This is a genomic window from Acinetobacter sp. YH12135, assembly GCF_013418565.1.
GTDB classification, from domain to species: Bacteria; Pseudomonadota; Gammaproteobacteria; order Pseudomonadales; family Moraxellaceae; genus Acinetobacter; species Acinetobacter towneri.
This window is the reverse complement of the sequence record NZ_VPBU01000020.1, coordinates 26012-48702: the sequence shown is the minus strand read 5'-3', so window position 1 is coordinate 48702 and position 22691 is coordinate 26012. Positions and strand designations below refer to the sequence as shown.

The following is a 22691-nucleotide window of genomic DNA, read 5'->3' as shown; positions in this document are numbered from 1 at the left end:
CCTATTTAAGTGATGTGCTGAAAAGGTTACCGACACACAAAGTGACCCAAATTGAAGAATTGCTGCCGCACTGCTGGAAACCTAAATCGAATTAAAAAATAGGTATGGGATTCAGCGGACGCTTACACTTAATTTAAATATGATAGATGTAGAATTAATGACGCTTCGCCAACAAGCTATTTGACAGACGATTTAACCATTGTGGGCTAATACTCGAAAGCTGCATTAGGGTTTTGGCTTTTAAACCGACCGCACGATGCGTATTGGTCAGGATCGAATCTTTAACCGTCGCTTGTTGATACACCACCTGGGCGACATCTTCTGTCGATAAATGCACACCCATGTTTTGAATGGTGGCTGCATCCATATCTTTCACCATTGCAGTTTGTACAAATAGCGGCATGACATCTAAGACCCGAATGCCGTATTTTTGCCACTCTATATCTAAACCTTCCGTAATGCCACGTACTGCAAATTTGGAAGCAGAATAAGAAATTAAATCGGCTTGTCCATAAATCGCAGATGCCGAAGACAGGTTAATCACCCGTGCAAAACTTGCTTGTTTTAAATAAGGCAAAGCCGCATGACAACCGTTTAATACACCATTCACATTCACTGCCATAGTCCGATGATGCGCTTCTATGGGTGTGTCTTCAAATGCGCCTGAGTAGAGAATTCCTGCATTATTCACCAAAATATTCAATTCACCTGCCCATTGGCAAAAATCGGATAACGCAGCTTGCCAACTGGCATAGTCTGCCACATCAAGCAAACCTGCATGTGCACGCTCACCCAATTGTTCTGCTAATTGCTGTGCTTGTGCGAGATGAATATCATAAATACCGACACGGTAACCTTGTTGATAAAACAATTGTGCGATTGCGGCACCAATGCCTTGTGCAGCGCCACTAATCAAGATACTGTGCATTTGAACTTGCTCCCTGATGTTATTTTTGTTGTGCATATCGTCCTTGCCATCTGAGCATAACAAAAAAATGGTGCATTCGTGCAATAAATTGAAATAAGGAACAACCCATGCAGCAATTGCTTTCAATCATGCAACAGTTACGTCAACAATGCCCGTGGGATCAAAAACAAACCCCAGAAAGTTTGACTCAATACGCGATTGAAGAAGCTTATGAAGTTGAAGCGGCAGTGCGTTCAGGCAAGGTAGATGATGTACGTGATGAGCTGGGTGATTTGTTGTTGCAAGTGGTGTTTCAGGCACAAATGTATAGCGAGCAAGGTGCATTTGATTTTCAAGATGTGGTACAAGCCATTTGCGATAAATTAATTCGTCGGCATCCACATGTGTTTCAGGCAGAACAGTTTGCGCAGCTTAGCGCAGAAGATGTCGCTGCCTTATGGAAAACCATCAAACAACAAGAAAAACAGGGTAAAGCAAAGTCACGTTTAGATGAGGTGAAACATGCACCCGCTTTGGTGCAGGCACAGCAAATTCAGCAGCATGCGGCACAATTGGGCTTTGACTTTCATACCGTGCAAGATGCGTATGGCAAGTTAGAAGAAGAATTGCAAGAATTACAACAGGCGATTCAACAGCAACAATCCGATGAAATACAGGATGAGTTAGGGGATTGTTTGTTTTCTTTAATCAATGTTGGGCGTAAACTTGGCGTGTCCAGTGAGTTGGCATTATTGGGCACAATTCATAAATTTAGAACACGCTTTGCTTACATTGAAGATCAGGCCGAATTACAACAAAAAACAATAGAAGATATGACTTTAGAAGAAATGGATCAACTTTGGGAGCAGGCAAAACAACAATTAAAATGACAGGTTTTGCGGCAGCATGAATATATCGCAGCAATTAAAAGTTTCTTTTCGCTTTTTTTCTTTTGGATGGCAGTACTGGCTTGCATTGCTGTTATGCAGTATCAGTGTATGGAGTACAGCACAAAATGTGCAGTCCAAGCCTGCTCAGGTGAATGGGCATAGCTATGATCAAAACTATTTAAAATGGAAAGCACAGCAAGCCGCGCAAGATCAGCGTTTAAGTGCGGCTCAAACCGCATCATCAAGCGCAGAACATTATTTAGCGCGTCCCACTCAGCAAAGTGCGCCTACAAATCAAGTGCGTTTAAATAGTGCTTCGTTAGAACAATTGCAGCAATTGTCTGGGGTGGGTAGGAAAAAAGCACAAGCGATTGTGGAATACCGAAAACAAAATGGAAAATTTCAAAGTATTGAAGAACTTCAGCAAGTCAAAGGGATTGGCCCTGCCTTATTTGCCAAGAATAAACACAAGTTGGCATTGTAGCTGCAAGCAGAATTTTAGCACTGCACATTGCAAAATTAGCGTGTGAATCAAATTGCCCTTTGATTGTGTTAGAGATATGATTAGCGACATCTTATCTGTTTTACGTTCAGACGTAGGAGACAGCGTCTTTTGCAAACTTTGCGCGCGTCAAAATGTGGTTTATCTACCGCTCAATTACCTTCTTCCATTTTAGATGTTCTAGATGCTTTAACCAAAGCAGGCTATGAAGCTTATATCGTCGGTGGTGGAGTTCGTGACTTAATGTTAGGGCTAAATCCGAAGGATTTTGATGCCGTAACCAATGCCACACCCTCACAAGTGAAAGAAGTTTTCGGACGACGTTGCCGAATTATTGGACGACGTTTTGAGCTGGCGCATGTCTATGCAGGGCGTGAACTAATTGAAGTGGCCACTTTCCGTGCGCCACCGAAAAAAGCTGTGACTTCTGCGGCGGGGATGATTCTGCGCGATAATAACTGGGGCACAATCGAGCAAGATTTTGCCCGTCGTGACTTTTCAATCAATGCGTTGTATTACCAGCCACGCAAAGGCATCGTGTTAGATTTTTGCAATGCCGTAGATGATATAAAGCACAGAAACTTGCGTTTATTGGGCGATCCAACTTTACGTTTTGAAGAAGACCCAGTGCGTATGCTGCGTACTTTGCGTTTTGCTGCCAAATTAAATTTCAATATTGATCCAAAAATTCTTAAAATTTTTACGCCTGAAATGACGCAGTTATTGCGTGATGTATCGCCACACCGTTTATATGATGAGTCGCAAAAACTCTTTACGATGGGACATTTAAATAAAGTCCTGCCGATGTTGATTGAGTTTGGTATTTGGCGTCAGTTATTTGCCGACATCAAGCCAGACATCAACTCATTTATTGAACGTGCAGCAAAAAATACCGATCAACGGATTACGATTGGTAAAACCATCAACCCTGCATTTTTCTATGCGGTGCTGTTGTGGCAACCGTTTTTAGAGCGTTGTGACTTTTATCTTTCTAAAGGTGTGGTGGCAGCCGAAGCGCGAGCCCAAGCAGGTTTAGATGTACTGAAACGTCAGGCGACACGTACCATTATTCCTCGTTTTGCTGAAACTTTTATTCGTGAAGTTTGGGAAATGCAAACCCGTTTATTGCAACCGAAACCACAGCAAATTGAAGCATTGTCTGGGCATGCGCGTTTCCGTGCAGGTTTTGACTTTTTATTACTGCGTGAAAAAGCAGGCGATAGCTCGACTTTAGGAATGGGTCAGTGGTGGGATGCCTACCAGCTTATGAGCACCGATGAAAAAGAACGTGCGATTGCCCAATATAACCGATTACGTGCCAAGAGCCGCCGTAAAACAGCGCAAGAACCTGTTGAAGTGGCACCAGCAACACATGCTGCCGATATGCAGATTGAACCCTTGGTGAATGAGCCTGAGCCTCGTAGTCGACGTGCGCGTAAAGCCAAACAGTATGAAGAAAATCGGGCGCAATTGACTGCTACAGCAAACGGTTCAGGTATTGGTGCAGATCATCCGATTTTAAAACGTAAACGTGTGCAACGTGATTTAAGCCAAGTGATTTTTGGGCCAACACAATGAGCAACATCACCTATATTGGTTTAGGCAGTAATTTGGGCGATTCGCGTCAAATTTTGACTGAAGCGGTGCAAAAACTGGCAACTTTGGGGCAAGTGCAGACTTCTAAACTGTATCAAAGCCCACCAATGGGGCCACAAGATCAGCCTAATTATTTGAATGCTGTGGTACGTTTAGATACCGAACTTGAAGCCTTGGCATTGTTAGATGAATTACAGCGTTTTGAACAAGAGTCGGGTCGGGTGCGTTTACGTCATTGGGGTGAGCGTACGCTAGATTTAGACTTGTTGATTTATGCTGATGCCAACATTCAAAATGAACGTCTGACTGTACCGCATGTGGGGGTGTTAGAACGTGATTTTGTCGTCATCCCGTTGTTAGATTTGGATGCTAACTTAAGCGTTAAGGGACAATTATTAAAACACTCGCCATTGCTTGAACATCCGAGCTTAACTGTTGTAGATGCCAGCAATTGGGCAGGGCTATAAAGTTTTAAATTAAGCATGCGTGATGCTTTTTCCATAGAGGAATATTTTCATGATTAGTTTAAGTGACCTAAGAAAATTTAAAGCGGAAGGTCGAAAATTCTCCTGCCTGACTTGCTATGATGCAAGCATGGCGAAAGCAATGGAAATTGCTGAAATTGATACGATTTTAATTGGCGATTCTTTGGGGATGTCCATTCAGGGGCGTGACTCAACCTTGCCTGTCAGCGTGGCGGATATGGCTTATCATACTGCGGCGGTGCGTCGTGGTAATCAACATGCTTTTATTTTGACTGACTTGCCATTTATGAGTTATGCCACCTTAAATGATGCATTGCAAAGCTCGAAAGAGGTGATGCAAGCGGGTGCACAAATGGTCAAAATGGAAGGTGGTGCATGGCTCAGCGAAACCGTTGCAACACTGACCCGTAATGGTATTCCTGTCTGTGTACATTTAGGTTTAACGCCACAATCGGTGCATGTATTTGGCGGTTATAAATTACAGGCACGTACCCGCGAAGCTGCAGATAAACTGATTGCTGACTGTAAAGCTGTGGTAGAAGCAGGCGCGGCGATTCTGTTACTAGAATGTGTGCCAGCACAGCTAGGTCAAGAAATTTCTGCCTTGTTCCCTGAAATTCCAGTGATTGGGATTGGTGCAGGTGCAGACACTGACGGTCAGGTACTAGTGGTGCAAGACATGCTGGGGCTGACTTTTGGTCGTGTCGCAAAATTTGTACGTAACTTTATGAAAGAACAAGCGGGTGAAACTGCCATTTTGGATGCGTTTAAAGCCTATCATGCTGCAGTTCAAGATGGTTCTTTCCCAGCACGTGAACAAACTTTCCAAGTCGAGTTGTAATATGAAAACTGAAACCACAATTCAAGGCTTAGCGGCTTCATTACAGCCTGCACGCGCTGCGCGTAAAACCATTGGTTTTGTTCCGACCATGGGCAATTTGCACGAAGGGCATTTGACCTTGGTGCGCGAAGCGAAAAAAATATGTGATGTGGTGGTGGTCAGTATTTTTGTCAATCCAATTCAATTTGGCCCTAATGAAGACTTTGACAGTTATCCGCGAACTTTAGACCAAGACAGCCAATTGTTGGCAGAGGTCGGTTGCGACATTATTTTTGCGCCTTCAGTTGAGCAAATGTATGGTAACAAACCACGTTTGACCAATATTTCAGTGAGTGAGATTACGGCAGACTTGTGTGGCTTGCAGCGTCTTGGACACTTTGATGGTGTTGCGGTGGTCGTGACCAAATTATTCAATATGGTACAGCCAAACTATGCTTTCTTTGGTGAAAAAGACTATCAACAACTGGCAGTCATTCGTCAGTTTGTACGTGACTTGAATATTCCGCTAGAAGTGATTGGTGTGCCAATTGTACGTGCAGCAGATGGTTTGGCACTTAGTTCACGCAATGGGTATTTGAGCGCTGAACAGCGTCAAATTGCACCGACAATCTATCAAAGTTTAAAGGCTGCTGCACAAGCATTACAGCAAGGTGAAACTTTGTCACAAGTGTTAGCGAATATTAAAGCAACATTGACAGCAGCAGGCTTTGTTGTGGACTATGTAGAGGCGCGTACAACAGAATTGCAGAAAATTGAAGCATTTAGTGAAGATCTGGTGTTGTTCGTTGCAGCAAAATTGGGCAATACACGTTTAATTGATAATTTGCAGGTCAAACATTCTGCATAGCTGGCAATAGAAGGGTTGCATGCCATGAAACGTATTTTGATCGTGACAGGTCAATCGGGTTCAGGAAAATCTTCGGCATTACAAGTGTTGGAAGATTTGGGTTATTACTGTATTGATAATTTACCTTTGGCATTGCTCCCCGAAATTGTGGATAAACTGGATCAGGAAAATAACTTGGAGCAGTTGGCATTGGGGGTAGATGTACGCAGCACCCGTGCCGACTTGCAAGAGTTTGATTTGGTATTTGAGCAACTGCAAAAGCATGGTTCAGTCGATATTATTTATCTGACCACGCAAGATCAGGAATTGATTGCCCGTTTTAGCGCATCACGCCGTCCGCATCCACTCTCTAGCCGTTTTAAAAGCTTGAATGAATGTATTCAAGAAGAAAAAAACTTGTTGATGCCGATTCAGTTCCGCTCTACGGTTCATATTGATACCACTGACAAAAGTGTGCATGATCTAAAACACGTATTGTTGTCTAAGCTTGGACAAACCGACAATCTTATTGTAATTTTACAATCCTTTGGCTATAAGCACGGAATTCCTTTAGATGCCGATTATGTGTTTGATGTGCGCCATTTGCCTAATCCACATTGGGATTTGGAGCTCAGGAAATATTCAGGCTTAGATGCCCCTGTGCAGGAATTTTTGCAACAAAGTTCACAAACGCATGAAATGTTTCACGACATTCAGCAGTTTTTAGAAAAATGGTTGCCAGCCTTTGCCGAAGGGCATCGACACTACATTACCATTTCAATTGGCTGTACGGGTGGGCAACACCGTTCTGTCTATATCGTTGATAGACTAAAAAAAGCACTTGAGGCAAAATGGTCTATTCAAGTCTTACACCGAGAAATGAAGCACTGGTCATGATTGACACAACTGTTGACGTAATTAATAAACTAGGTTTACATGCACGGGCATCTGGGAAACTGATTGAAGTGACCACCAAATTCCGTTCGTCAATCCAAATTGGTAAAGGCGACAAATTGGTTGATGCCAAAAATATTATGTCCTTGCTCATGTTAGGTGCAGGCAAGGGAACTACTTTACGCTTGGTGATTGATGGTGCAGATGAAGAAAAAGCTTTATCTGATATTCAAGCACTGTTTGCAGCAAAATTTTACGAGGCAGATTAATCGTGGCACGTCGACCGCAACGTTTTACCGAAGATGACTTTGAATCTTTAGAAGGGCGTGCAAGTAAAACCGAACAGAAAAAAGCCGTACAACGTATGGCCGCGCTTGGCGAACAATTGGCGCAGTTAAGTACTAAACAAATTCAAAAACTTCCAGTAGAAGAGCGTTTAATTGATGCTTTACTGGAATTGCAAAGTATTACTTCACATGAAGCACGTCGTCGTCAGTGTCAGCGTATTGGTAAATTGTTGCGTAATGAAGATGAAAGCGTAATTTTGTCTTATTTGACGCCGCAGCAAGGTGCGAAAAAAACCGCACAGTTACAGCGTTGGGTAGAGCGAATTATTAAAGACGGCGACCCTGTGATTAATGATTTTAGTAAAACCTATAAAGCAGCTGAGCGTCATACGCTGCGTCAGCATGTGTTGCGTATCCACCGTGATATGAAACAGGAAGTGTCTGCGGAAGAACTTGAAGCATCTAAGCTCAAGTTGTTTAACTATGTGCAGCAAGTGGCTTTGCTGTCAGAAAACTAAGCTATCAGAGAACCAAGTGATCAAACGCGAGCTTGTCTGATTGCAATAAAAAACGACTCATAACGAGTCGTTTTTTATTGTCTTTTATGTGTAAGGATTTTCAAATTTTAGCCGAACTCACCGACTGAACGCTCTTTGGCCCATTCACGCAGTACAAATTTTTGTAATTTACCTGTCGATGTTTTTGGAATTTCAGTAATCACCACATCCTTTGGTACTTTAAAACGCGCCAAATGTTGACTGCAATAGGCAATAATTTCTTCAGGGCTGACCTGCTTGCCTTCTTTCAGTTCAATAAAGGCACACGGGACTTCCTGCCAACGTGGATCTGGTTTTGCCACCACTGCAGCAGTCAAAATTGCAGGATGTTGATACAACACCTCTTCCACTTCGAGTGAAGAAATATTTTCACCACCTGAAATAATCACATCTTTAGAGCGGTCAGTAATTTTGGCGTAGCCATCGGGTTGGCAGACAGCTAAATCGCCCGTATGGAACCAGCCACCTGCAAATGCTTCTGCGGTGGCTTCTGGGTTTTTCAAATAACCTTTCATCACGATATTGCCACGGAACATAATTTCGCCCATGGTTTTGCCGTCTTTTGGTACAGGTTGCATGGTTTCTGGGTCTAAAACTTTCATGCCATCTTGCAGCGGATAAGGCACGCCTTGACGCGAATGTAATTGTGCTTGTTCTTGAATGGATAGGTCGCTCCAGCCTGCTTGAGAAGCACACAGCGCAGATGGGCCATAGGTTTCAGTTAAGCCATAAACGTGAGTTACGTTAATGCCAATATTGCGCATACCTTCAATAATTGCTGCTGGCGGTGCAGCACCCGCAACCATCACTTCAACACGGTGATCAAACTGGGTCTTTTTCTCCTCAGGGGTGTTGATGAGCATCGACAAGACAATTGGCGCACCGCAGAAATAATCGACTTTGTGCTCTGCAATTAATTTAAAAATCAGTTCAGGGTCGACTTTACGTAAGCAGATATTGGTGCCACCGTTGGCTGCCATCGTCCATGCAAAGCACCAGCCATTACAGTGGAATAGGGGCAGTGTCCATAGGTAGGTTGCACGTGGGGTCATCCCGCAGGCAATAATATTACTGGCTGCATTAATGTAGGCACCGCGATGATGATAGACCACGCCTTTCGGGTTGCCTGTCGTGCCAGACGTATAGTTCAGGCTAATTGCATCCCATTCATCTTGTGGCAAATGCCATTCAAAATTTGGGTCACCTGCAGCCAGCCAAGTTTCGTATTCAATCTGTCCGATGCTAAGGGCATTGGCAGCATGCTCATATTCTGCATCGTTGACATCAATCACGTAAATTTCATGATTGACCATCGCTAAGGCTTCTTGTGCCAAAGCCGCAAATTCAGGGTCAACCAAAAGCACTTTGGATTCTGCATGATCGAGCATAAACGCCAGTGTTTTGGCATCTAAACGAGTGTTTAGTGTGTTCAGCACTGCACCCGCCATTGGCACAGCAAAGTGTGCTTCTAGCATGGCAGGAACATTCGGAAGCAGCACCGAAACAGTGTCATTTTTGCTGATGCCTAAATTTTGAAGTTGATGTGCAAATTGGCAGCAGCGCAAATAAGTTTCGCGCCAGGTAATTTGACGTGAACCGTGAATAATCGCGTTTTGGTGCGGGTAAATATAAGCTGCCCGTTCTAAGTAACGTAACGGGGACAAGGCGACAAAGTTCGCAGGGGTACGCGGTAATTCATCGTATGCGCTGACCATTGTTATTCTCCATAATATGTGTCGTTATTTTATCCAACTTAAAAAGATAGGGATTTTATGGCAGCTTTGCAGTTATGCTTTAGTCGAAAATCTGTTGTTTTTGTTTTGAATCGCTTGTAAGTAAATTTAAAAAATAGTTTAAGTAAAATTTAGCAGCTATTTTTTATTCAATAAAAATAGTAGCTTATTGGAAAATATTAACTTATTCTGTCATTTGGCTTTTATAGAGTGATGGGCTGAGACCTGTCCAACGCTTAAATGCACGTCGAAATTCGCGTAATTCACTAAAGCCAAGTTGTTGGCTAATTTCAGTCATGCTCAAAGGCTGTTGTAGCAGTTGTTTGGCTTTATTTTCCAAAACGTGTTGGCGCAGGTTTTGGAAGTTGCAGCCTTCGGCAAGTAATTGTCTGCGTAAATGTCTTTCGCTCATTTGAAAATGTTGTGCCGCTTGGTGCATATCAAAGTGCTGAGGTAAATGCTGTTCGATTAGATAACTCAACACGTGTGCATATTGCTGTTGATTAATCGCCTGCATATCCTGATACGCTTGTTGGCAGACACGCAGGGCGGTGCTGTAATTGGCGGCACTAGAGGTTTTAATTTGGCGTCCTAAAATCTCTGGTCGGAACACCAAAGCATTCATGTATGATGAAAAGTGCAGAGGACATTGATAATGCACCTGATAAGCCTCTAAATAGTCGGGTTGGGCAAAACTAAAATGCACTTCGACCAAATCTTGATGATTGCCAAGCATGACGTCTAAGCAGCTAACAATACTGGAGAGGACTTCATCGCAAAAAAAGCGCAGTAAGTTCCCCGTGGGATAACGCTCTTTCATCACCAGTGTAGGAGAGGTCGAGGAAAAATCGTACTCCAAATCCATCACACTGCCTGAAATGGGATGGTACTGCAGTCCTGTCTGTAAGGCTTCTACAACATTTTGACTGGACACCATGGCAAAACCGAGCATGCCCATGGAAATCAGCCCCTTGTCACGTCCAATTTCTAAGCCTAAATGTGCACATTGAGTGTCTTGCAGGGCGCGTGTCACCACTTTGCAAATATCTTGAAATGAAACAAAACCATTGCCTTGGACGATTTGATCAAGATCTTGAGAAATTCCCTGAAACCATGGTTGATAGGGGATCTGTTGTTCTTTGGCGTAATGAATCAGACCTGACAATAAGGCAGGCGGCACGTGCTGCAGCAAGTAGTTTGAAGTTGCTGACATAAGTCCGATTATCCCCCCATGCCATTGTCGCTTTGACCCTTATTTGCCGTGATGCAATTTTGTTTAATGGCGTTGATCAGCGTCATGACTGATTGTATAGATGAAAAGGAATACGATTGCAATGTATTTGGTGGGTTGGGATAAACAGGAAATTCATATTCAGCCAAAAGGGCTTGCCATGTTTGGTTATGGCAACTGGAAACATCGTGCCTATGAACAACGAACAGCTTTATTTGCCCGCAGTATTTGTATTCAAACCTTAGACAATGACTTATTAATTTTTTGCTGTCTGGATATGGGGTGTGTGACCTATGCCATGCGTCATTTAGCGATACAGCGTTTACAGCGTAAACTGGGGGAGCGTTTTCAGCCGCAGCGTTTGGTATTGATGGCAACGCATACTCATTCTGCACCTGGCGGTTGTGCACATGAAGCGTTGTACAATATGCCCACACCTGGTTTTGTGCCTGAACATTTAAATGCAGTGGTCGATGCGATTGTGGGCAGTGTGCTCAAAGCTTTGGCGACCCAGAAAAAACCGATATTTATATGAGCAATGGTCGTTTTGCAGAAGAAACGCCAGTGGCATGGAATCGCTCTTTAACAGCGTATAACCGTAATCCTGATGTATCTCGTAGAACGCTGGAACAGGCACATTTGGCCTTAGATCGTGATATGCAATTGCTTGGTTTTTATCGCGAAGGTAATTTACAGGCAGTTTTTTCTTTATTTGGGGTGCATGCTACCTGTTTAAGCAGTCGTTTAAGCGCTCATGATGGTGATAACAAAGGTTATGCCGCACTTTGTACCGAGCGTGCACTGCAACAACGTGGGGTCAAAAATCCTGTGGCAATTTTTGCCCAAGCCGCAGCGGGTGATGTTTCTCCACATTATCATGGCCCTGAGCAGTCACAGGTACGTGCTGCAATGCGCGATGAAAAAGAATACGAATATACACAGCAAAATGGTCGCTATCAAAGTGAATTGGCACTGAAAGCTTTGGCACATAGAGGTACGCCGTTAATGGGAGCTTTAGATGCTGTGTGCCATTATGTCGATTTAAGCAATATTGAAATTCCAATTGAATTTGCGATGGGGCAAACAGATGCAAAAACCAGTGCAGCCTGTCATGGTGCAGCATTTTTTGCAGGAACACCTGTAGATGGTGCAGGTGTGGCACAACCGATTTTTAAAGGTATGCAATGGTTAGCGCAGCGAGTGAAAAAGAAAAAGTTGAGTAATCCTCAAGCCGCAGATTATACCTATTATCAACAGCTATATGCCTCACAAGGCCCCAAAGATCTTGTGCTGGAATGTGGTTCTAAAACCATTTTTGGCAAGCCACTGAATCATTATCCTAAATTTTTAGACAAACTGATTGCAGAAATGAACAAGCAGGCCAGTGTAGGCGCAATTGATCATAGCTTGTTGGTACCGAATGTAGTGCCATTACAATTAATTAAAATTGGCGACTTAACCTTGCTGTGCTGTCCTGGGGAAATTACTACTGTTGCAGCTAAGCGGCTCAAAGTAACCGTACAACAAGAATTGGAATCGACTCAAAAAGTATGGTTGGCTTCATATTGCAATGATTATATGGGCTATGTGACCACCTTCGAGGAATATCAACAACAAGCCTATGAAGGTGGTCACACTTTATATGGACAGTGGACTTTGGCAGCGTTGCAAACTAAATTTCAATATTTCGCAGAGCAATTGAATTTGCCTATTCCACAACGCGATACAGCATCGTTATTACCGCCCGCTGTACCTTTGGATGAATTAGAAAAAAGAACATATCGTGACAGTTTGAAAGCTAATGCGCTAAATGAATTGTAGTTTTTTTATACATTGTTCCATGTGAAACATATTCTAAATCATGTACTAGTCAGGAGGTTAATCTAAATCAATATGGATAGAGAGGTCATTTATCTCATCCATGTGTCTCTATTTTTTTAATGCGGTACTTTAAAAAGTAACGCAAAACAAACTGCAATAAAAATAAATGCCACGCAGAAAAAGGAAGGATTATGAAACAGCGTTGGAGTAACTGGTCTGGAAAGCAAACAGCCTATCCAGACTTTTTACAGCCGAAAAATGTAGATGAACTGAAAAAAATTGTGCGAAAGCACGACAAAATTAGAATGGTCGGAGCAGGGCATTCCTTTAGCCCCTTAGCCACAACCGATGATGTGATGGTGAATTTAGATCATATTCAGGGGGTGCATCAATTTAATGCACAAAAGCAGCAATGCACCTTACATGCAGGGACTCGGCTGTACAAACTGGGTGAATGTCTAGCTCCGATTCATCAGGCGCTGCAAAATCAGGGCGATATTGATCATCAGAGTTTGGCAGGTGTGGTTGCAACAGGAACACATGGCACAGGTGTGGATTTACCTTGTCTATCGGCTTTGGTGACTGATTTTGAACTGCTCACAGCAGAGGGTGAGGTGTTGCAATGTTCACCTGAACACAATGCTGAAATTTTTCAGGCAGGTCGGGTCGCGCTGGGCAGTTTTGGGGTGATGACCAAAATCACTTTACAAAACCGTTCGCGCTATAAACTCAAAGAGCAGCTACGTTTATGTGCCTTGAGTGATATTTATCAATATATAGACCGTTGGAAGCATCAACATCGCCATATTGAGTTTTGGGCATTTTTACACAGTGATCAGGTGATTTTAAAAACCTTAGATGAGAGCCGAGGATTGACGGATCCTCGTCCGCAATATTGGTTATCAGAAGACCGTTTATTAAATTTTTGTTCGGAAATAACCCGTGTTTTTCCACAGTTAAATCCGTATTTACAATCTTTGTTGGGCGTGTTTATCAAACCGAGTACTCATGTCGATTGGTCGAGTCAAATTTTCCCAACGCCACGCAATACCAAATTTAACGAAATGGAATACCAATTGCCTGCCGAGCAAGGTTTGGCGTGTTTAGAAGAATTATTGGCGGTTTTGAAACAACAGCGTGTCGCCATGTTTTTCCCAATCGAGTTTCGCTATGTCAAAGGCGATGATATTTGGCTGAGTCCTTTTTATGGACGGGATTCGGTGTCTATTTCAATCCACCAATTTTATAAACAAGATTGCCAACATATTTTTAAATGGGTTGAACCGATTTTACAAAAATATCAGGGACGTCCACATTGGGGCAAATTGCACAGTATGCAAGCGGATCAATTACGTGAGTTATATCCAAAATGGGATGATTTTATGCAACTTCGTGAGCAGCTTGATCCACAGCAAAAATGGATTAATCCATATTTAAGACAAATTTTCACGATTCCAAGTTTGAGTGCAGCGTGATGTTCAATAAACAACTCAAGCAATCGCAAAATAAGAGCATTCAATTAGGGAGCGTGACATGCAAAGTGATTATTTTCAGCAACTCACCCACAGTTTGCAGCAACAGGGTACAGGAACACCGCAACTGATTGTGGATATGGCACGTTTTCAGCATAACTTGGATTATGTTGCAGCCCATTTGCCTGCACGGTTGCAACCACGACTGGTGGTGAAATCGCTAGCGTGTTTGGAGATATTGCAACACGCAAGCCAAAGTCTGAATACGCAGCGTTTTATGTTGTTTCATCTGCCACATTTGTATGAAGTGATGCAGCACTTTCCACAAGCAGATGTACTGTTTGGCAAGCCAATGCCAATACGTGCGGTAGATGCTTTTTATCAGCAGGTGATGGCGTCTGCTGAGAATATCCAATTGCATTTACAATGGTTGGTTGATCAACCTGCACGTTTACAACAGTATTTACATTTGGCACAACAACGCCAGCTTTGTTTGAATATTAATCTTGAAATTGATATCGGTTTGCATCGTGGTGGGGCGCAAGATCATGCTGGATTTATGCAAATGCTGGAATTGATTCAGCAGCATCCACAACATTTAAAACTGTCAGGTTTGATGGGGTACGATGCGCATGTGGTGAAATTACCAAATGTATTTCATGCACAAGCCAAAGCCTATCAACACTCACAGCAGCAATATAGAAATTATAAACAACTGATTCAGCATCATTTTCCAAAGTTGTGGCAGGATGACTTGTGTTTTAACGGTGGTGGTAGCCTGACATTTATGCAGCATTGTCAGCACAGTGAATGTAATGATCTGGCTTTTGGTTCGATATTGCTTAAACCCAGTGATTTTGATTTAAAAATCTTGTCAGATTTGCAATCGGCTTTGTGGATTGCAACACCTGTTTTAAAGGTATTGGCTGGGGTACTAGTGCCAGGCTTAGATCGTTTGCAGTCCTATTTGCCACAATCCAATCAAGCCGTTTTTGTTTATGGTGGCTATTGGATGGCAGATTATGTTTATCCTGAGAGCAGTCATCCACATGCTTTATACGGACGCAGTAGCAATCAAGAGTTGATTCAAGTACCCAAACAGCATCGCATCCAAATAGATGATTATGTATTTTTACGCCCGCAACAGAGTGAGGCGGTGTTGCCACAGTTTGAAGCGGTGTATGCCTATCAACATGGACAATTCACGCCGTGGGCAACCTTTAGGGAATAAAAACAGCTGAAATGCCGATTCTTTGGCTTTTTTAGTACACAAAGGTTTAAACCTGTACGCAAGCCGTGTAAAATTTAAGGCGCTTTTTATTTATACACCGTTTTTATCTTTTGAGGGTCTCCCTTAATCATAATCTCGCGGTGATATGCTCCATGGTACGGGGCATCACTCCTTAAGGATTTTTATCTATGCCTATTATCACTTTGCCAAATGGCGATCAAAAACAGTTTGATCAAGCCGTATCTGTGATGGAAGTTGCTCAAAGCATCGGTCCGGGTCTTGCCAAAAATACAGTTGCTGGACGTGTGAATGATCGTTTGGTCGATGCCTGCGATTTAATTACCGAAGACGCAACCCTACAAATTATTACGCCTAAAGATGAAGAAGGCGTAGAGATTATCCGTCACTCATGTGCGCACTTGGTGGGGCATGCGGTAAAACAGCTTTTTCCTGAAGCGAAAATGGTGATTGGTCCTGTCATTGAAGAAGGTTTCTACTATGACATTTGGATGCCACGTCCATTTACGTTAGATGACTTGGCAGCAATCGAAGAGCGCATGAAAAAGCTCATCGACCAAGATTATGATGTTGTAAAAAAAATGACCCCGCGTGATGAAGTGATTGCAGAATTTACAGCGCGTGGCGAAGAATATAAATTACGTTTGATTGCAGACATGCCAAACGAAACCCAAATGGGCTTGTACTATCATCAAGACTATTTGGATATGTGCCGTGGTCCACACGTTCCAAACACTAAATTCTTAAAGTCGTTCAAACTCACCAAAATTTCTGGCGCTTACTGGCGCGGTGATGCGAAAAACGAACAGTTACAACGTATTTATGGTACGGCTTGGGCAGACAAAAAGCAGCTCGCGGCGTATATCAAACGTATTGAAGAAGCAGAAAAGCGTGACCACCGTAAAATTGGTAAAGCTTTGGACTTGTTCCACATGCAGGAAGAAGCGCCGGGCATGGTGTTTTGGCATCCAAATGGTTGGACGATTTACCAAGTACTTGAGCAATACATGCGTAAAGTACAACAAGACAACGGTTACCTAGAAATTCGTACCCCGCAAGTGGTCGATTTCACGCTATGGGAAAAATCAGGACATGCTGCCAACTACGCAGACAATATGTTTACCACCCATTCTGAAAACCGTAACTATGCAGTAAAACCAATGAACTGCCCATGTCACGTACAAGTCTTTAACCAAGGGCTAAAGTCATATCGTGATTTGCCAATTCGTCTGGCAGAATTTGGTTCATGTCACCGTAACGAGCCATCAGGTTCACTGCACGGCATTATGCGCGTACGTGGCTTTACTCAAGACGATGCCCACATTTTCTGTACCAAAGAACAAATTGGGCCAGAAGTTGCAGACTTCATCAAACTGACTTTAGATGTTTATAAAGATTTCGGTTTTGAAGAGGTGCAAATGAAACTGTCTACACGTCCTGAAAAACGTGTGGGAGATGATGCACTTTGGGATATGGCAGAAAAATCTTTGGCTGATGCCTTGGATGCTGCAGGTCTGGAATGGGAGTTACAACCGGGTGAAGGTGCGTTCTACGGCCCGAAAATTGAATTCTCACTGAAAGACTGCTTAGGTCGTGTGTGGCAATGTGGTACAATTCAGTGTGACTTTAACTTGCCTGAGCGTTTAGAGGCATCTTATGTCACTGAAGACAATGATCGTGATCAGCCTGTAATGTTGCACCGCGCAATTCTTGGCAGCTTTGAACGATTTATTGGTATACTTATTGAACACTATGCAGGCTTTATGCCACCATGGTTAGCGCCAGTGCAAGCTTGTGTCATGAATATTACCGATTCACAAGCTGCTGCAAGTGAACAGGTCGTCGCAAAACTTAAAGAAAACGGTATTCGTGCTATTTCTGACTTGAGAAATGAGAAAATCGGCTTTAAGATTCGTGAGCGTACATTAGAGCGTATTCCATACTTACTGGTACTTGGGGACCGTGAAGTGGAAGAAGGAACGGTAAACGTCCGTACTCGCTCAGGAACAAATTTGGGTACTATGTCAATTGATGCTTTCATTGACCTAGTGAAAACAGCCGTCGCAGAACGCGGCCGGTATATTGTGGAGTAACAGCGATTAAACAGCCTGACCGTAATCAACAGGGCGGAAAATCTAACCGTCCTGCTTTGAATGATGAAATTCGTGCAAAAGAAGTCCGTCTTGTAGACGAAAATGGTGAGCAAAAAGGTATTGTAAGCTTGGCTGATGCTTTACGCGCAGCAGAAAGCGTTGACCTTGACTTGGTGGAAATTGTGGCAAATGCCGAACCACCGGTGTGCAAAATCATGGACTTTAACAAGCATTTGTTTGATCTAAAGCAAAAGCAGAAAGAAGCGAAGAAAAAACAGCATCAAGTACAGGTGAAAGAAATCAAGCTCCGCCCTGCGACTGATGTTGGTGATTACAACGTAAAATTACGTGCAATTATCAAATTCCTTGAAGAAGGGAACAAGGTAAAAATCACTTTACGCTTCCGTGGTCGTGAAATGGCTCACCAACAGTTAGGTTTGGCTCAATTGCAAAAAGTTGAAGCAGATGTAATTGAATATGGTGTAGTTGAACAAGCACCAAAAATGGAAGGTCGTCAAATGGGTATGTTGCTTGGTCCTAAAAAGAAAAAGTAATCCCATCTTGAACAAAAGAAGCACTGCACCTTGGCGGTGCTTTTTTTGCGTGATGAAAGTGAGCATCTATGTTTCATGTTTATGAGATATGCCATTCGATAAAAAAACTCTACGCAGCGACACGCAACAAACGCTTAAAAACATGCTATAACTAAAACCGCAGTAGAAGAATGCTGGTCAAAAAGCAAAAAAAGTAATCAAGGATAAAACATGATTGATCTTTATTATTGGGGCACCCCCAACGGTCATAAAATTAGTATTGCACTTGAAGAAATGGGTTTGGAATATCAAATTTTCCCCATCAATATTTCAGAAGATGATCAATTTCAGCCAGATTTTTTAAAAATTTCGCCCAATAATAAAATTCCTGCAATTGTCGATCAGAACGGTCCGCGTGGTGAGCCAATCTCTGTGTTTGAGTCGGGTGCAATTTTGCAATATCTAGGGCGCAAAACTGGCATGTTTTATCCTACCGATGAACAGGAGCGTGTTGAAGTAGAGCAGTGGCTCATGTGGCAAATGGGTGGTTTTGGGCCAATGTTAGGACAGAATCATCATTTTAGCCGTTATGCACCAGAGAAAATTCCTTATGCGATTGAACGCTATATCAATGAATCCAAGCGTTTGTATGGCGTGTTAAATAAGCAGTTGATGGGGCAAAAGTACGTGGCGGGCGAATATTCAATTGCTGATATGGCTATTTTGCCGTGGGCGTTACGTCATGACTGGCAAAATATTTCGCTGGAAGATTATCCGTATGTACAAGACTATATTACACGGCTGACTGCGCGCCCTGCAGTGCAGAAAGCACTCGCGATTCAAGTTTAAATCTACTTTTATGCTAAGATGCCAGCCACCTGATACCTCACTTTTTCAGGTGGCTTTTTTATTGGATGAGCTATGCAAGAATTTTTTTTAAACTTTACCAAGATTGTTGAGCAAAATGCCAAAGTGTATTGGAGCATTATTTTGGGCATTGTGTCTTGCTTGATCTTATTTGTGATCGAAGCATTTCATGTGCAGAATATGATTGCGGCTTTAAATAGCACAGATCAACAGGTTTTACGTGCTGCGATTGAGCCTGTTACTCAGCGTTATACATGGGCACGTGCGGCACTTATTTTGCTTAGTATTGTTTGGGCGAACTGGGAATATCGTAAAACCAAGCAGGCTTTAGGGCTTTAAATCGTCTATGCTTTGGACGCTGTTTGGTTTATTTTTATCTGCATTTGGTGCGGCAACTTTATTGCCTTTACAGTCCGAAGCTGTGTTGTTGGGGCTGTTATATGAAGGCAGCTATGCACCCATTTGGCTGATTAGCATTGCCAGTCTAGGCAATATTTTAGGTTCTTGTGTGAACTGGTATTTGGGACTCAAGATCGAACATTATAAAGATAAAAAGTGGTTTCCTGTTTCGGCTACACAATTAGAAAAAGCACAGCACACCTACGCCAAATATGGGTTTTGGTCTTTACTGCTCAGTTGGGTGCCGATTATTGGTGATCCAATTACGCTGATTGCAGGTTTAATGAAAGAACATTTTGCCCGTTTTGTGTTGATGGTGAGTCTAGCCAAAATCGGGCGTTATCTGTTTATTTATTTTGTTTATACATGGGTTTAAGCAAGCAACCCCTATTATCTATAGACACTTATGACTGTTCTTGAGCATCACACGTGTTTAAATCAAAATAAATTTCATCTTTTAATTTTGACTTTTTATACAGCCAAAATTGACGCGGTACATCTACTTGAGCAGCTTTCACTGCAGCTAAAACTTGTTGATCAAGTGCGTATTGTCCCGAACCTTGTGTCAATTTCACACGTTTCACTTCGCCATGCTTATTTACTTTGAATTGAAACTTTAACTTACGTGAGTGATTTTTTAAATCTTCCGCACTTAAGTTTAATTGTGGTTGACTACGATACTTAAATTGAACTTTTTGCTGTTGTTGCTGTGCTAACCATTGTTTAGATTGAAAATCAAACTGGCAATCTTCGTGCTGGTTATCCTGAAATCTTAAATTAAAGCTTTGAAAACCAATGGTCGGTACGGCAGTATCTTCTACATAGGTCGGTTGAATTTCAGCAGTGCGAACCGCTTGTAATAAGGCATCATCTAATTTTTTCAGCCCTGTACTTTCTTGAATAGTGGCTTGACTGATTTTGCCGGTTTCATCTGCATAAATACGCACAATTGCAGCTCGGTTTTGTTGATTTAAATCTTCATTTTTATATTTGGGTTGTGGAAACTTGCGCCATGCTAAGCGTGTGGTGAGATGAGCAGGCAAGGCAGCACTTTTTTGTACTTCGAGTGTGGCTTTTGGTGTCGATTTCTGCTGCGGTGGTTTTGCAAAAAGATGCGTCGCACTGAGTCCAAGCAATAGAGTTATATATAAAGATGTTTTCATCATATTACGGTCTTTTTTATCTCACACAAGACGAGGCGAAGTATTGATGGAATTGTGGATAATCGCAAGGGTAATCCGCAACTTATTGCAAGTTTTTAGGGTGTTGATCTGCACAATTTTTGACAGAGCTTTAGCTTTATTTTGAATTGTAGTGGGTGTTCACAATTCCAGTATTTTTTCCTGAGTTGAATTACGGCAAATGAGTGAGGTAATGATCATTTTTTATTTAGCCAATATGCTTTTGTTTTAAGCAAAGATGCTTTAGAATACTCGCTCCCTTACCTGCAGGTCGTTTTTGCAATGGTGCAGACGTGCCGAACAGGTGTTTAAAGAGGTTGTTATGGCTAAGTTAAAAACTCGCCGTGGTGCAGCTAAACGTTTCAAAGCGACTGCTAACGGTTTCAAGCGTAAACAAGCGTTCAAACGCCACATTTTGACCAAAAAATCTGCTAAACGTATCCGTCAATTGCGCGGCTGTGTAATGGTTCACGTGAGTGACGTTGCTGCTGTTCGTGCTATGTGCCCATACATCTAAGGAGATTATAAATGGCTCGTGTAAAACGTGGTGTACAGGCTCATCGCCGTCATAAAAAAATTCTTGCTCGTGCTAAAGGTTACTATGGTGCTCGTTCACGCGTATATCGCGTAGCGTTCCAAGCGGTAATCAAAGCAGGTCAATACGCTTACCGTGACCGTCGTCAAAAGAAACGTCAATTCCGTGCTTTATGGATTGCGCGTATCAATGCGGGCGCTCGTCAAAATGGTTTATCATACAGCCGTATGATCGCTGGCTTGAAAAAAGCACAAGTGATTATCGACCGTCGCGTACTTGCTGACATCGCTATGCATGACGCAGTTGCATTTGCTGCTTTAGCTACAAAAGCTAAAGATGCATTAGCTGCATAAGTCTTTATGACTTAAAAGAAAGACCGCATTTGCGGTCTTTTTTTATGCCTGAAATTTAGGGTCTCTGCCAAGTTTCATAACTCAATCTGAGAAATTTTTAGCCACAGCCTGAGCAAAAACAAGCACTGCTTTGTTTGCAGCGGAAGGCGCAGCGAAGGACAAGCATATTTTTTGCTGCTATTGCGTTATGTGCCGGTCATTTAGAATGACTAAATTTCCTGTCCCATGCCTTATATCAGCTAAAAAATATGCGTTGTCGCAAACATAGACGAATTGTCAACAGCCCCTAAGCTTATAAACCAAAATAATAGGCAGCTGCACAAATAACCACAGTCATTAAAATCAATTTAATCACGGCAGATGTACCCACTTTATGCGTAGCTGCAGGTGTTGGTATTTGTGGTGAAGCGATGTTTTGTACTTGGCTAGGCGTTGATTCAAAAGGATCAGGTGTTTGCACTGGCGTGAGCTGTGCGGTCTGATAATGGTTCGCAACCTTGGTGATAAATTTGGCGTGTAAATCTTCAAGTTTCTGAGAAAAATGACGTAAATTGAGTTGTTCGCTTGGTTCAAGTTCTGTGCCATCGGCATGATAAGGATGCTGGATTTTATTCTGAATGTGTTGATCCAGTGCATCTAAACGATACAGCATCTGATGTGCATAGGCAGCAGGGTAGTCTGCGGGAATTAACGCCAAAGTTGGGTACATGCTTTCAGTTGCGTTTTGAGTAAGATCTACACCGAAATAAGGTTTAGCGCTTTGCTCTGGTTCAACAAACTCTGTAGCACAAGGATTTAAAAATAACTCGGAGCGAATAAAGCGATCAATTTCATCCCAGTTTGGAGAGGCAAAATCTGTATCGAGCTGTCTGGCAAGTTTGTGATTTAATTGATAACGCCACATGACTTCTTGACGTAGCTCGCTCTGTTGGGAAACAGGCGCCATATAATCTTGTTCTGCGGTATACCATTCTGCAAGCTCTTTTCCGAAAATCCAAGCAGATTTGTGCTGTGCCTCGTGACTCACAATAAAGTGTGCAAAAGGCAATAACTCTACATTTGGATTGGGGTTTTTTTCATCATTTAAAATACTTGCCTGATGTAGGCTTAAACGTCGCACACCTTGTTGTTTAAGATGCTCTAACCAGATTTGAAAGTGTTGTGCCAGTAAATGTTGTGACAATAAATCACGAAACTGAATTTGATGCTGGTTAAACACTTGATGCTTGAGCCAATGATTAAAACTTAAATCTTGAGCCAAATATTCATTGCCATAAGTCACAAGGGCAAGTTGCTGTTTCCAAATCTGATCGAGCGCCATAATGTTGAGATCTCGTGGTGATTGGCTTTATCTTATACTTTTTGTATTTCAAGATGCTAATCTAATTTTCATTACATCGAAGCTTCATCAAAGCGACTAAAAACTGTTAGAATACGGG

Annotated in this window: 24 protein-coding genes and 1 pseudogene; 20 read left to right on the top strand and 5 right to left on the bottom strand. The window is 42.5% G+C overall.

Annotated features, from left to right (window positions below; all coding sequences use genetic code 11):
* Window positions 1-95: transposase domain-containing protein (locus FTU70_RS11345; protein WP_046889966.1), on the top strand; the 95-nt coding region annotated here is incomplete at its 5' end.
* A gap of 59 nt (window positions 96-154) precedes the next feature.
* Here the strand turns inward: FTU70_RS11345 and FTU70_RS11340 are convergent.
* A complete protein-coding gene (locus FTU70_RS11340) occupies window positions 155-928 on the bottom strand; it encodes an SDR family oxidoreductase (RefSeq protein ID WP_104853255.1) in 774 nt (257 codons plus the stop codon).
* A 107-nt stretch (window positions 929-1035) separates the two neighbouring features.
* On the opposite strand from FTU70_RS11340, the gene mazG reads away from it, so the two are divergent.
* The 9 genes from mazG to yjgA all read left to right on the top strand — a co-directional run bounded on the left by mazG (window position 1036) and on the right by yjgA (window position 7746).
* Entirely contained in the window at window positions 1036-1797 is a 762-nt protein-coding gene (gene mazG / locus FTU70_RS11335) for a nucleoside triphosphate pyrophosphohydrolase (RefSeq protein ID WP_004975111.1), read from the top strand.
* A 16-nt stretch (window positions 1798-1813) separates the two neighbouring features.
* Window positions 1814-2281 (top strand): ComEA family DNA-binding protein, encoded by a 468-nt coding sequence (locus FTU70_RS11330; protein WP_004975114.1) that lies wholly within the window; start codon window positions 1814-1816, stop codon window positions 2279-2281.
* A 129-nt stretch (window positions 2282-2410) separates the two neighbouring features.
* The gene (gene pcnB / locus FTU70_RS11325) at window positions 2411-3877 is read left to right on the top strand and encodes a polynucleotide adenylyltransferase PcnB (RefSeq protein WP_180060596.1); all 1467 of its coding nucleotides are present in this window, start codon (window positions 2411-2413) and stop codon (window positions 3875-3877) included.
* Window positions 3874-4362 carry a 2-amino-4-hydroxy-6-hydroxymethyldihydropteridine diphosphokinase gene (folK, locus tag FTU70_RS11320; RefSeq protein ID WP_004975118.1) on the top strand — a complete coding sequence of 163 codons (489 nt, stop codon included), beginning with the start codon at window positions 3874-3876 and terminating at the stop codon, window positions 4360-4362. Before pcnB ends, folK begins: the two co-directional genes overlap by 4 nt.
* 49 nt (window positions 4363-4411) lie before the next feature.
* Window positions 4412-5221 carry a 3-methyl-2-oxobutanoate hydroxymethyltransferase gene (gene panB / locus FTU70_RS11315; RefSeq protein WP_004975120.1) on the top strand — a complete coding sequence of 270 codons (810 nt, stop codon included), beginning with the start codon at window positions 4412-4414 and terminating at the stop codon, window positions 5219-5221.
* 1 nt (window position 5222) lies between these two features.
* Window positions 5223-6068: a pantoate--beta-alanine ligase gene (gene panC, locus FTU70_RS11310; RefSeq protein ID WP_131260754.1), complete on the top strand. Its 846-nt coding sequence runs from the start codon at window positions 5223-5225 to the stop codon at window positions 6066-6068.
* 24 nt (window positions 6069-6092) lie between these two features.
* Entirely contained in the window at window positions 6093-6944 is an 852-nt protein-coding gene (gene rapZ, locus FTU70_RS11305) for an RNase adapter RapZ (RefSeq protein ID WP_154320378.1), read from the top strand.
* Entirely contained in the window at window positions 6941-7210 is a 270-nt protein-coding gene (locus tag FTU70_RS11300; RefSeq protein ID WP_026438354.1) for an HPr family phosphocarrier protein, read from the top strand. Before rapZ ends, FTU70_RS11300 begins: the two co-directional genes overlap by 4 nt.
* Before the next feature lie 2 nt (window positions 7211-7212).
* Window positions 7213-7746, top strand: a complete 534-nt coding sequence (gene yjgA, locus FTU70_RS11295) for a ribosome biogenesis factor YjgA (RefSeq protein WP_167846246.1) — start codon at window positions 7213-7215, stop codon at window positions 7744-7746.
* Window positions 7747-7853: 107 nt separating this feature from the next.
* Here yjgA and FTU70_RS11290 read toward each other — a convergent pair whose 3' ends face one another.
* Window positions 7854-9500 (bottom strand): acyl-CoA synthetase, encoded by a 1647-nt coding sequence (locus FTU70_RS11290; protein WP_131260752.1) that lies wholly within the window; start codon window positions 9498-9500, stop codon window positions 7854-7856.
* A gap of 202 nt (window positions 9501-9702) precedes the next feature.
* Entirely contained in the window at window positions 9703-10731 is a 1029-nt protein-coding gene (locus FTU70_RS11285; protein ID WP_004975134.1) for an AraC family transcriptional regulator, read from the bottom strand.
* A 121-nt stretch (window positions 10732-10852) separates the two neighbouring features.
* Here FTU70_RS11285 and FTU70_RS11280 point away from each other — a divergent pair.
* The 8 genes and pseudogenes from FTU70_RS11280 (at window position 10853) to FTU70_RS11245 (ending at window position 19559) form a co-directional block, all read left to right on the top strand.
* Window positions 10853-12570: pseudogene (locus FTU70_RS11280) on the top strand (neutral/alkaline non-lysosomal ceramidase N-terminal domain-containing protein).
* 191 nt (window positions 12571-12761) lie between these two features.
* Window positions 12762-14045 (top strand): D-arabinono-1,4-lactone oxidase, encoded by a 1284-nt coding sequence (locus FTU70_RS11275; protein WP_167846245.1) that lies wholly within the window; start codon window positions 12762-12764, stop codon window positions 14043-14045.
* A gap of 58 nt (window positions 14046-14103) precedes the next feature.
* Window positions 14104-15273 carry an alanine racemase gene (locus FTU70_RS11270; protein ID WP_180060595.1) on the top strand — a complete coding sequence of 390 codons (1170 nt, stop codon included), beginning with the start codon at window positions 14104-14106 and terminating at the stop codon, window positions 15271-15273.
* Window positions 15274-15461: 188 nt separating this feature from the next.
* A complete protein-coding gene (gene thrS / locus FTU70_RS11265; protein WP_004975142.1) occupies window positions 15462-17384 on the top strand; it encodes a threonine--tRNA ligase in 1923 nt (640 codons plus the stop codon).
* 5 nt (window positions 17385-17389) lie between these two features.
* Window positions 17390-17938, top strand: a complete 549-nt coding sequence (gene infC / locus FTU70_RS11260) for a translation initiation factor IF-3 (protein WP_096902435.1) — start codon at window positions 17390-17392, stop codon at window positions 17936-17938.
* A gap of 210 nt (window positions 17939-18148) precedes the next feature.
* Window positions 18149-18766 carry a glutathione S-transferase N-terminal domain-containing protein gene (locus tag FTU70_RS11255; RefSeq protein ID WP_004975146.1) on the top strand — a complete coding sequence of 206 codons (618 nt, stop codon included), beginning with the start codon at window positions 18149-18151 and terminating at the stop codon, window positions 18764-18766.
* A 72-nt stretch (window positions 18767-18838) separates the two neighbouring features.
* Complete coding sequence (locus FTU70_RS11250) at window positions 18839-19123, top strand: hypothetical protein (RefSeq protein ID WP_004975148.1); 285 nt, start codon at window positions 18839-18841, stop codon at window positions 19121-19123.
* Between the two features lie 7 nt (window positions 19124-19130).
* Entirely contained in the window at window positions 19131-19559 is a 429-nt protein-coding gene (locus FTU70_RS11245; protein WP_004975149.1) for a YqaA family protein, read from the top strand.
* A gap of 28 nt (window positions 19560-19587) precedes the next feature.
* On the opposite strand, the gene FTU70_RS11240 is transcribed toward FTU70_RS11245, so the two are convergent.
* On the bottom strand, window positions 19588-20346 hold the full coding sequence (locus tag FTU70_RS11240; protein ID WP_026438356.1) for an energy transducer TonB: 759 nt from the start codon (window positions 20344-20346) through the stop codon (window positions 19588-19590).
* A gap of 340 nt (window positions 20347-20686) precedes the next feature.
* On the opposite strand from FTU70_RS11240, the gene rpmI reads away from it, so the two are divergent.
* Together rpmI and rplT are read left to right on the top strand one after the other, a co-directional pair.
* Window positions 20687-20881, top strand: a complete 195-nt coding sequence (rpmI, locus tag FTU70_RS11235; protein ID WP_004975152.1) for a 50S ribosomal protein L35 — start codon at window positions 20687-20689, stop codon at window positions 20879-20881.
* Window positions 20882-20892: 11 nt separating this feature from the next.
* Window positions 20893-21252 (top strand): 50S ribosomal protein L20, encoded by a 360-nt coding sequence (gene rplT / locus FTU70_RS11230; RefSeq protein WP_004975153.1) that lies wholly within the window; start codon window positions 20893-20895, stop codon window positions 21250-21252.
* Window positions 21253-21544: 292 nt separating this feature from the next.
* On the opposite strand, the gene FTU70_RS11225 is transcribed toward rplT, so the two are convergent.
* The gene (locus FTU70_RS11225; protein ID WP_004975155.1) at window positions 21545-22573 is read right to left on the bottom strand and encodes a hypothetical protein; all 1029 of its coding nucleotides are present in this window, start codon (window positions 22571-22573) and stop codon (window positions 21545-21547) included.
* Between the last annotated feature and the right edge of the window lie 118 nt (window positions 22574-22691).

Bases quoted from the DNA above. Each gene is read 5' to 3' on its own strand.
- FTU70_RS11340 (WP_104853255.1), bottom strand. From the start codon at position 928: ATGCACAGTATCTTGATTAGTGGCGCTGCACAAGGCATTGGTGCCGCA.
- mazG (WP_004975111.1), top strand. From the start codon at position 1,036: ATGCAGCAATTGCTTTCAATCATGCAACAGTTACGTCAACAATGCCCG.
- FTU70_RS11330 (WP_004975114.1), top strand. From the start codon at position 1,814: ATGAATATATCGCAGCAATTAAAAGTTTCTTTTCGCTTTTTTTCTTTT.
- folK (WP_004975118.1), top strand. From the start codon at position 3,874: ATGAGCAACATCACCTATATTGGTTTAGGCAGTAATTTGGGCGATTCG.
- panB (WP_004975120.1), top strand. From the start codon at position 4,412: ATGATTAGTTTAAGTGACCTAAGAAAATTTAAAGCGGAAGGTCGAAAA.
- panC (WP_131260754.1), top strand. From the start codon at position 5,223: ATGAAAACTGAAACCACAATTCAAGGCTTAGCGGCTTCATTACAGCCT.
- rapZ (WP_154320378.1), top strand. From the start codon at position 6,093: ATGAAACGTATTTTGATCGTGACAGGTCAATCGGGTTCAGGAAAATCT.
- FTU70_RS11300 (WP_026438354.1), top strand. From the start codon at position 6,941: ATGATTGACACAACTGTTGACGTAATTAATAAACTAGGTTTACATGCA.
- FTU70_RS11290 (WP_131260752.1), bottom strand. From the start codon at position 9,500: ATGGTCAGCGCATACGATGAATTACCGCGTACCCCTGCGAACTTTGTC.
- FTU70_RS11285 (WP_004975134.1), bottom strand. From the start codon at position 10,731: ATGTCAGCAACTTCAAACTACTTGCTGCAGCACGTGCCGCCTGCCTTA.
- FTU70_RS11275 (WP_167846245.1), top strand. From the start codon at position 12,762: ATGAAACAGCGTTGGAGTAACTGGTCTGGAAAGCAAACAGCCTATCCA.
- FTU70_RS11270 (WP_180060595.1), top strand. From the start codon at position 14,104: ATGCAAAGTGATTATTTTCAGCAACTCACCCACAGTTTGCAGCAACAG.
- thrS (WP_004975142.1), top strand. From the start codon at position 15,462: ATGCCTATTATCACTTTGCCAAATGGCGATCAAAAACAGTTTGATCAA.
- FTU70_RS11255 (WP_004975146.1), top strand. From the start codon at position 18,149: ATGATTGATCTTTATTATTGGGGCACCCCCAACGGTCATAAAATTAGT.
- FTU70_RS11250 (WP_004975148.1), top strand. From the start codon at position 18,839: ATGCAAGAATTTTTTTTAAACTTTACCAAGATTGTTGAGCAAAATGCC.
- FTU70_RS11245 (WP_004975149.1), top strand. From the start codon at position 19,131: ATGCTTTGGACGCTGTTTGGTTTATTTTTATCTGCATTTGGTGCGGCA.
- FTU70_RS11240 (WP_026438356.1), bottom strand. From the start codon at position 20,346: ATGAAAACATCTTTATATATAACTCTATTGCTTGGACTCAGTGCGACG.
- rpmI (WP_004975152.1), top strand. From the start codon at position 20,687: ATGGCTAAGTTAAAAACTCGCCGTGGTGCAGCTAAACGTTTCAAAGCG.
- rplT (WP_004975153.1), top strand. From the start codon at position 20,893: ATGGCTCGTGTAAAACGTGGTGTACAGGCTCATCGCCGTCATAAAAAA.
- FTU70_RS11225 (WP_004975155.1), bottom strand. From the start codon at position 22,573: ATGGCGCTCGATCAGATTTGGAAACAGCAACTTGCCCTTGTGACTTAT.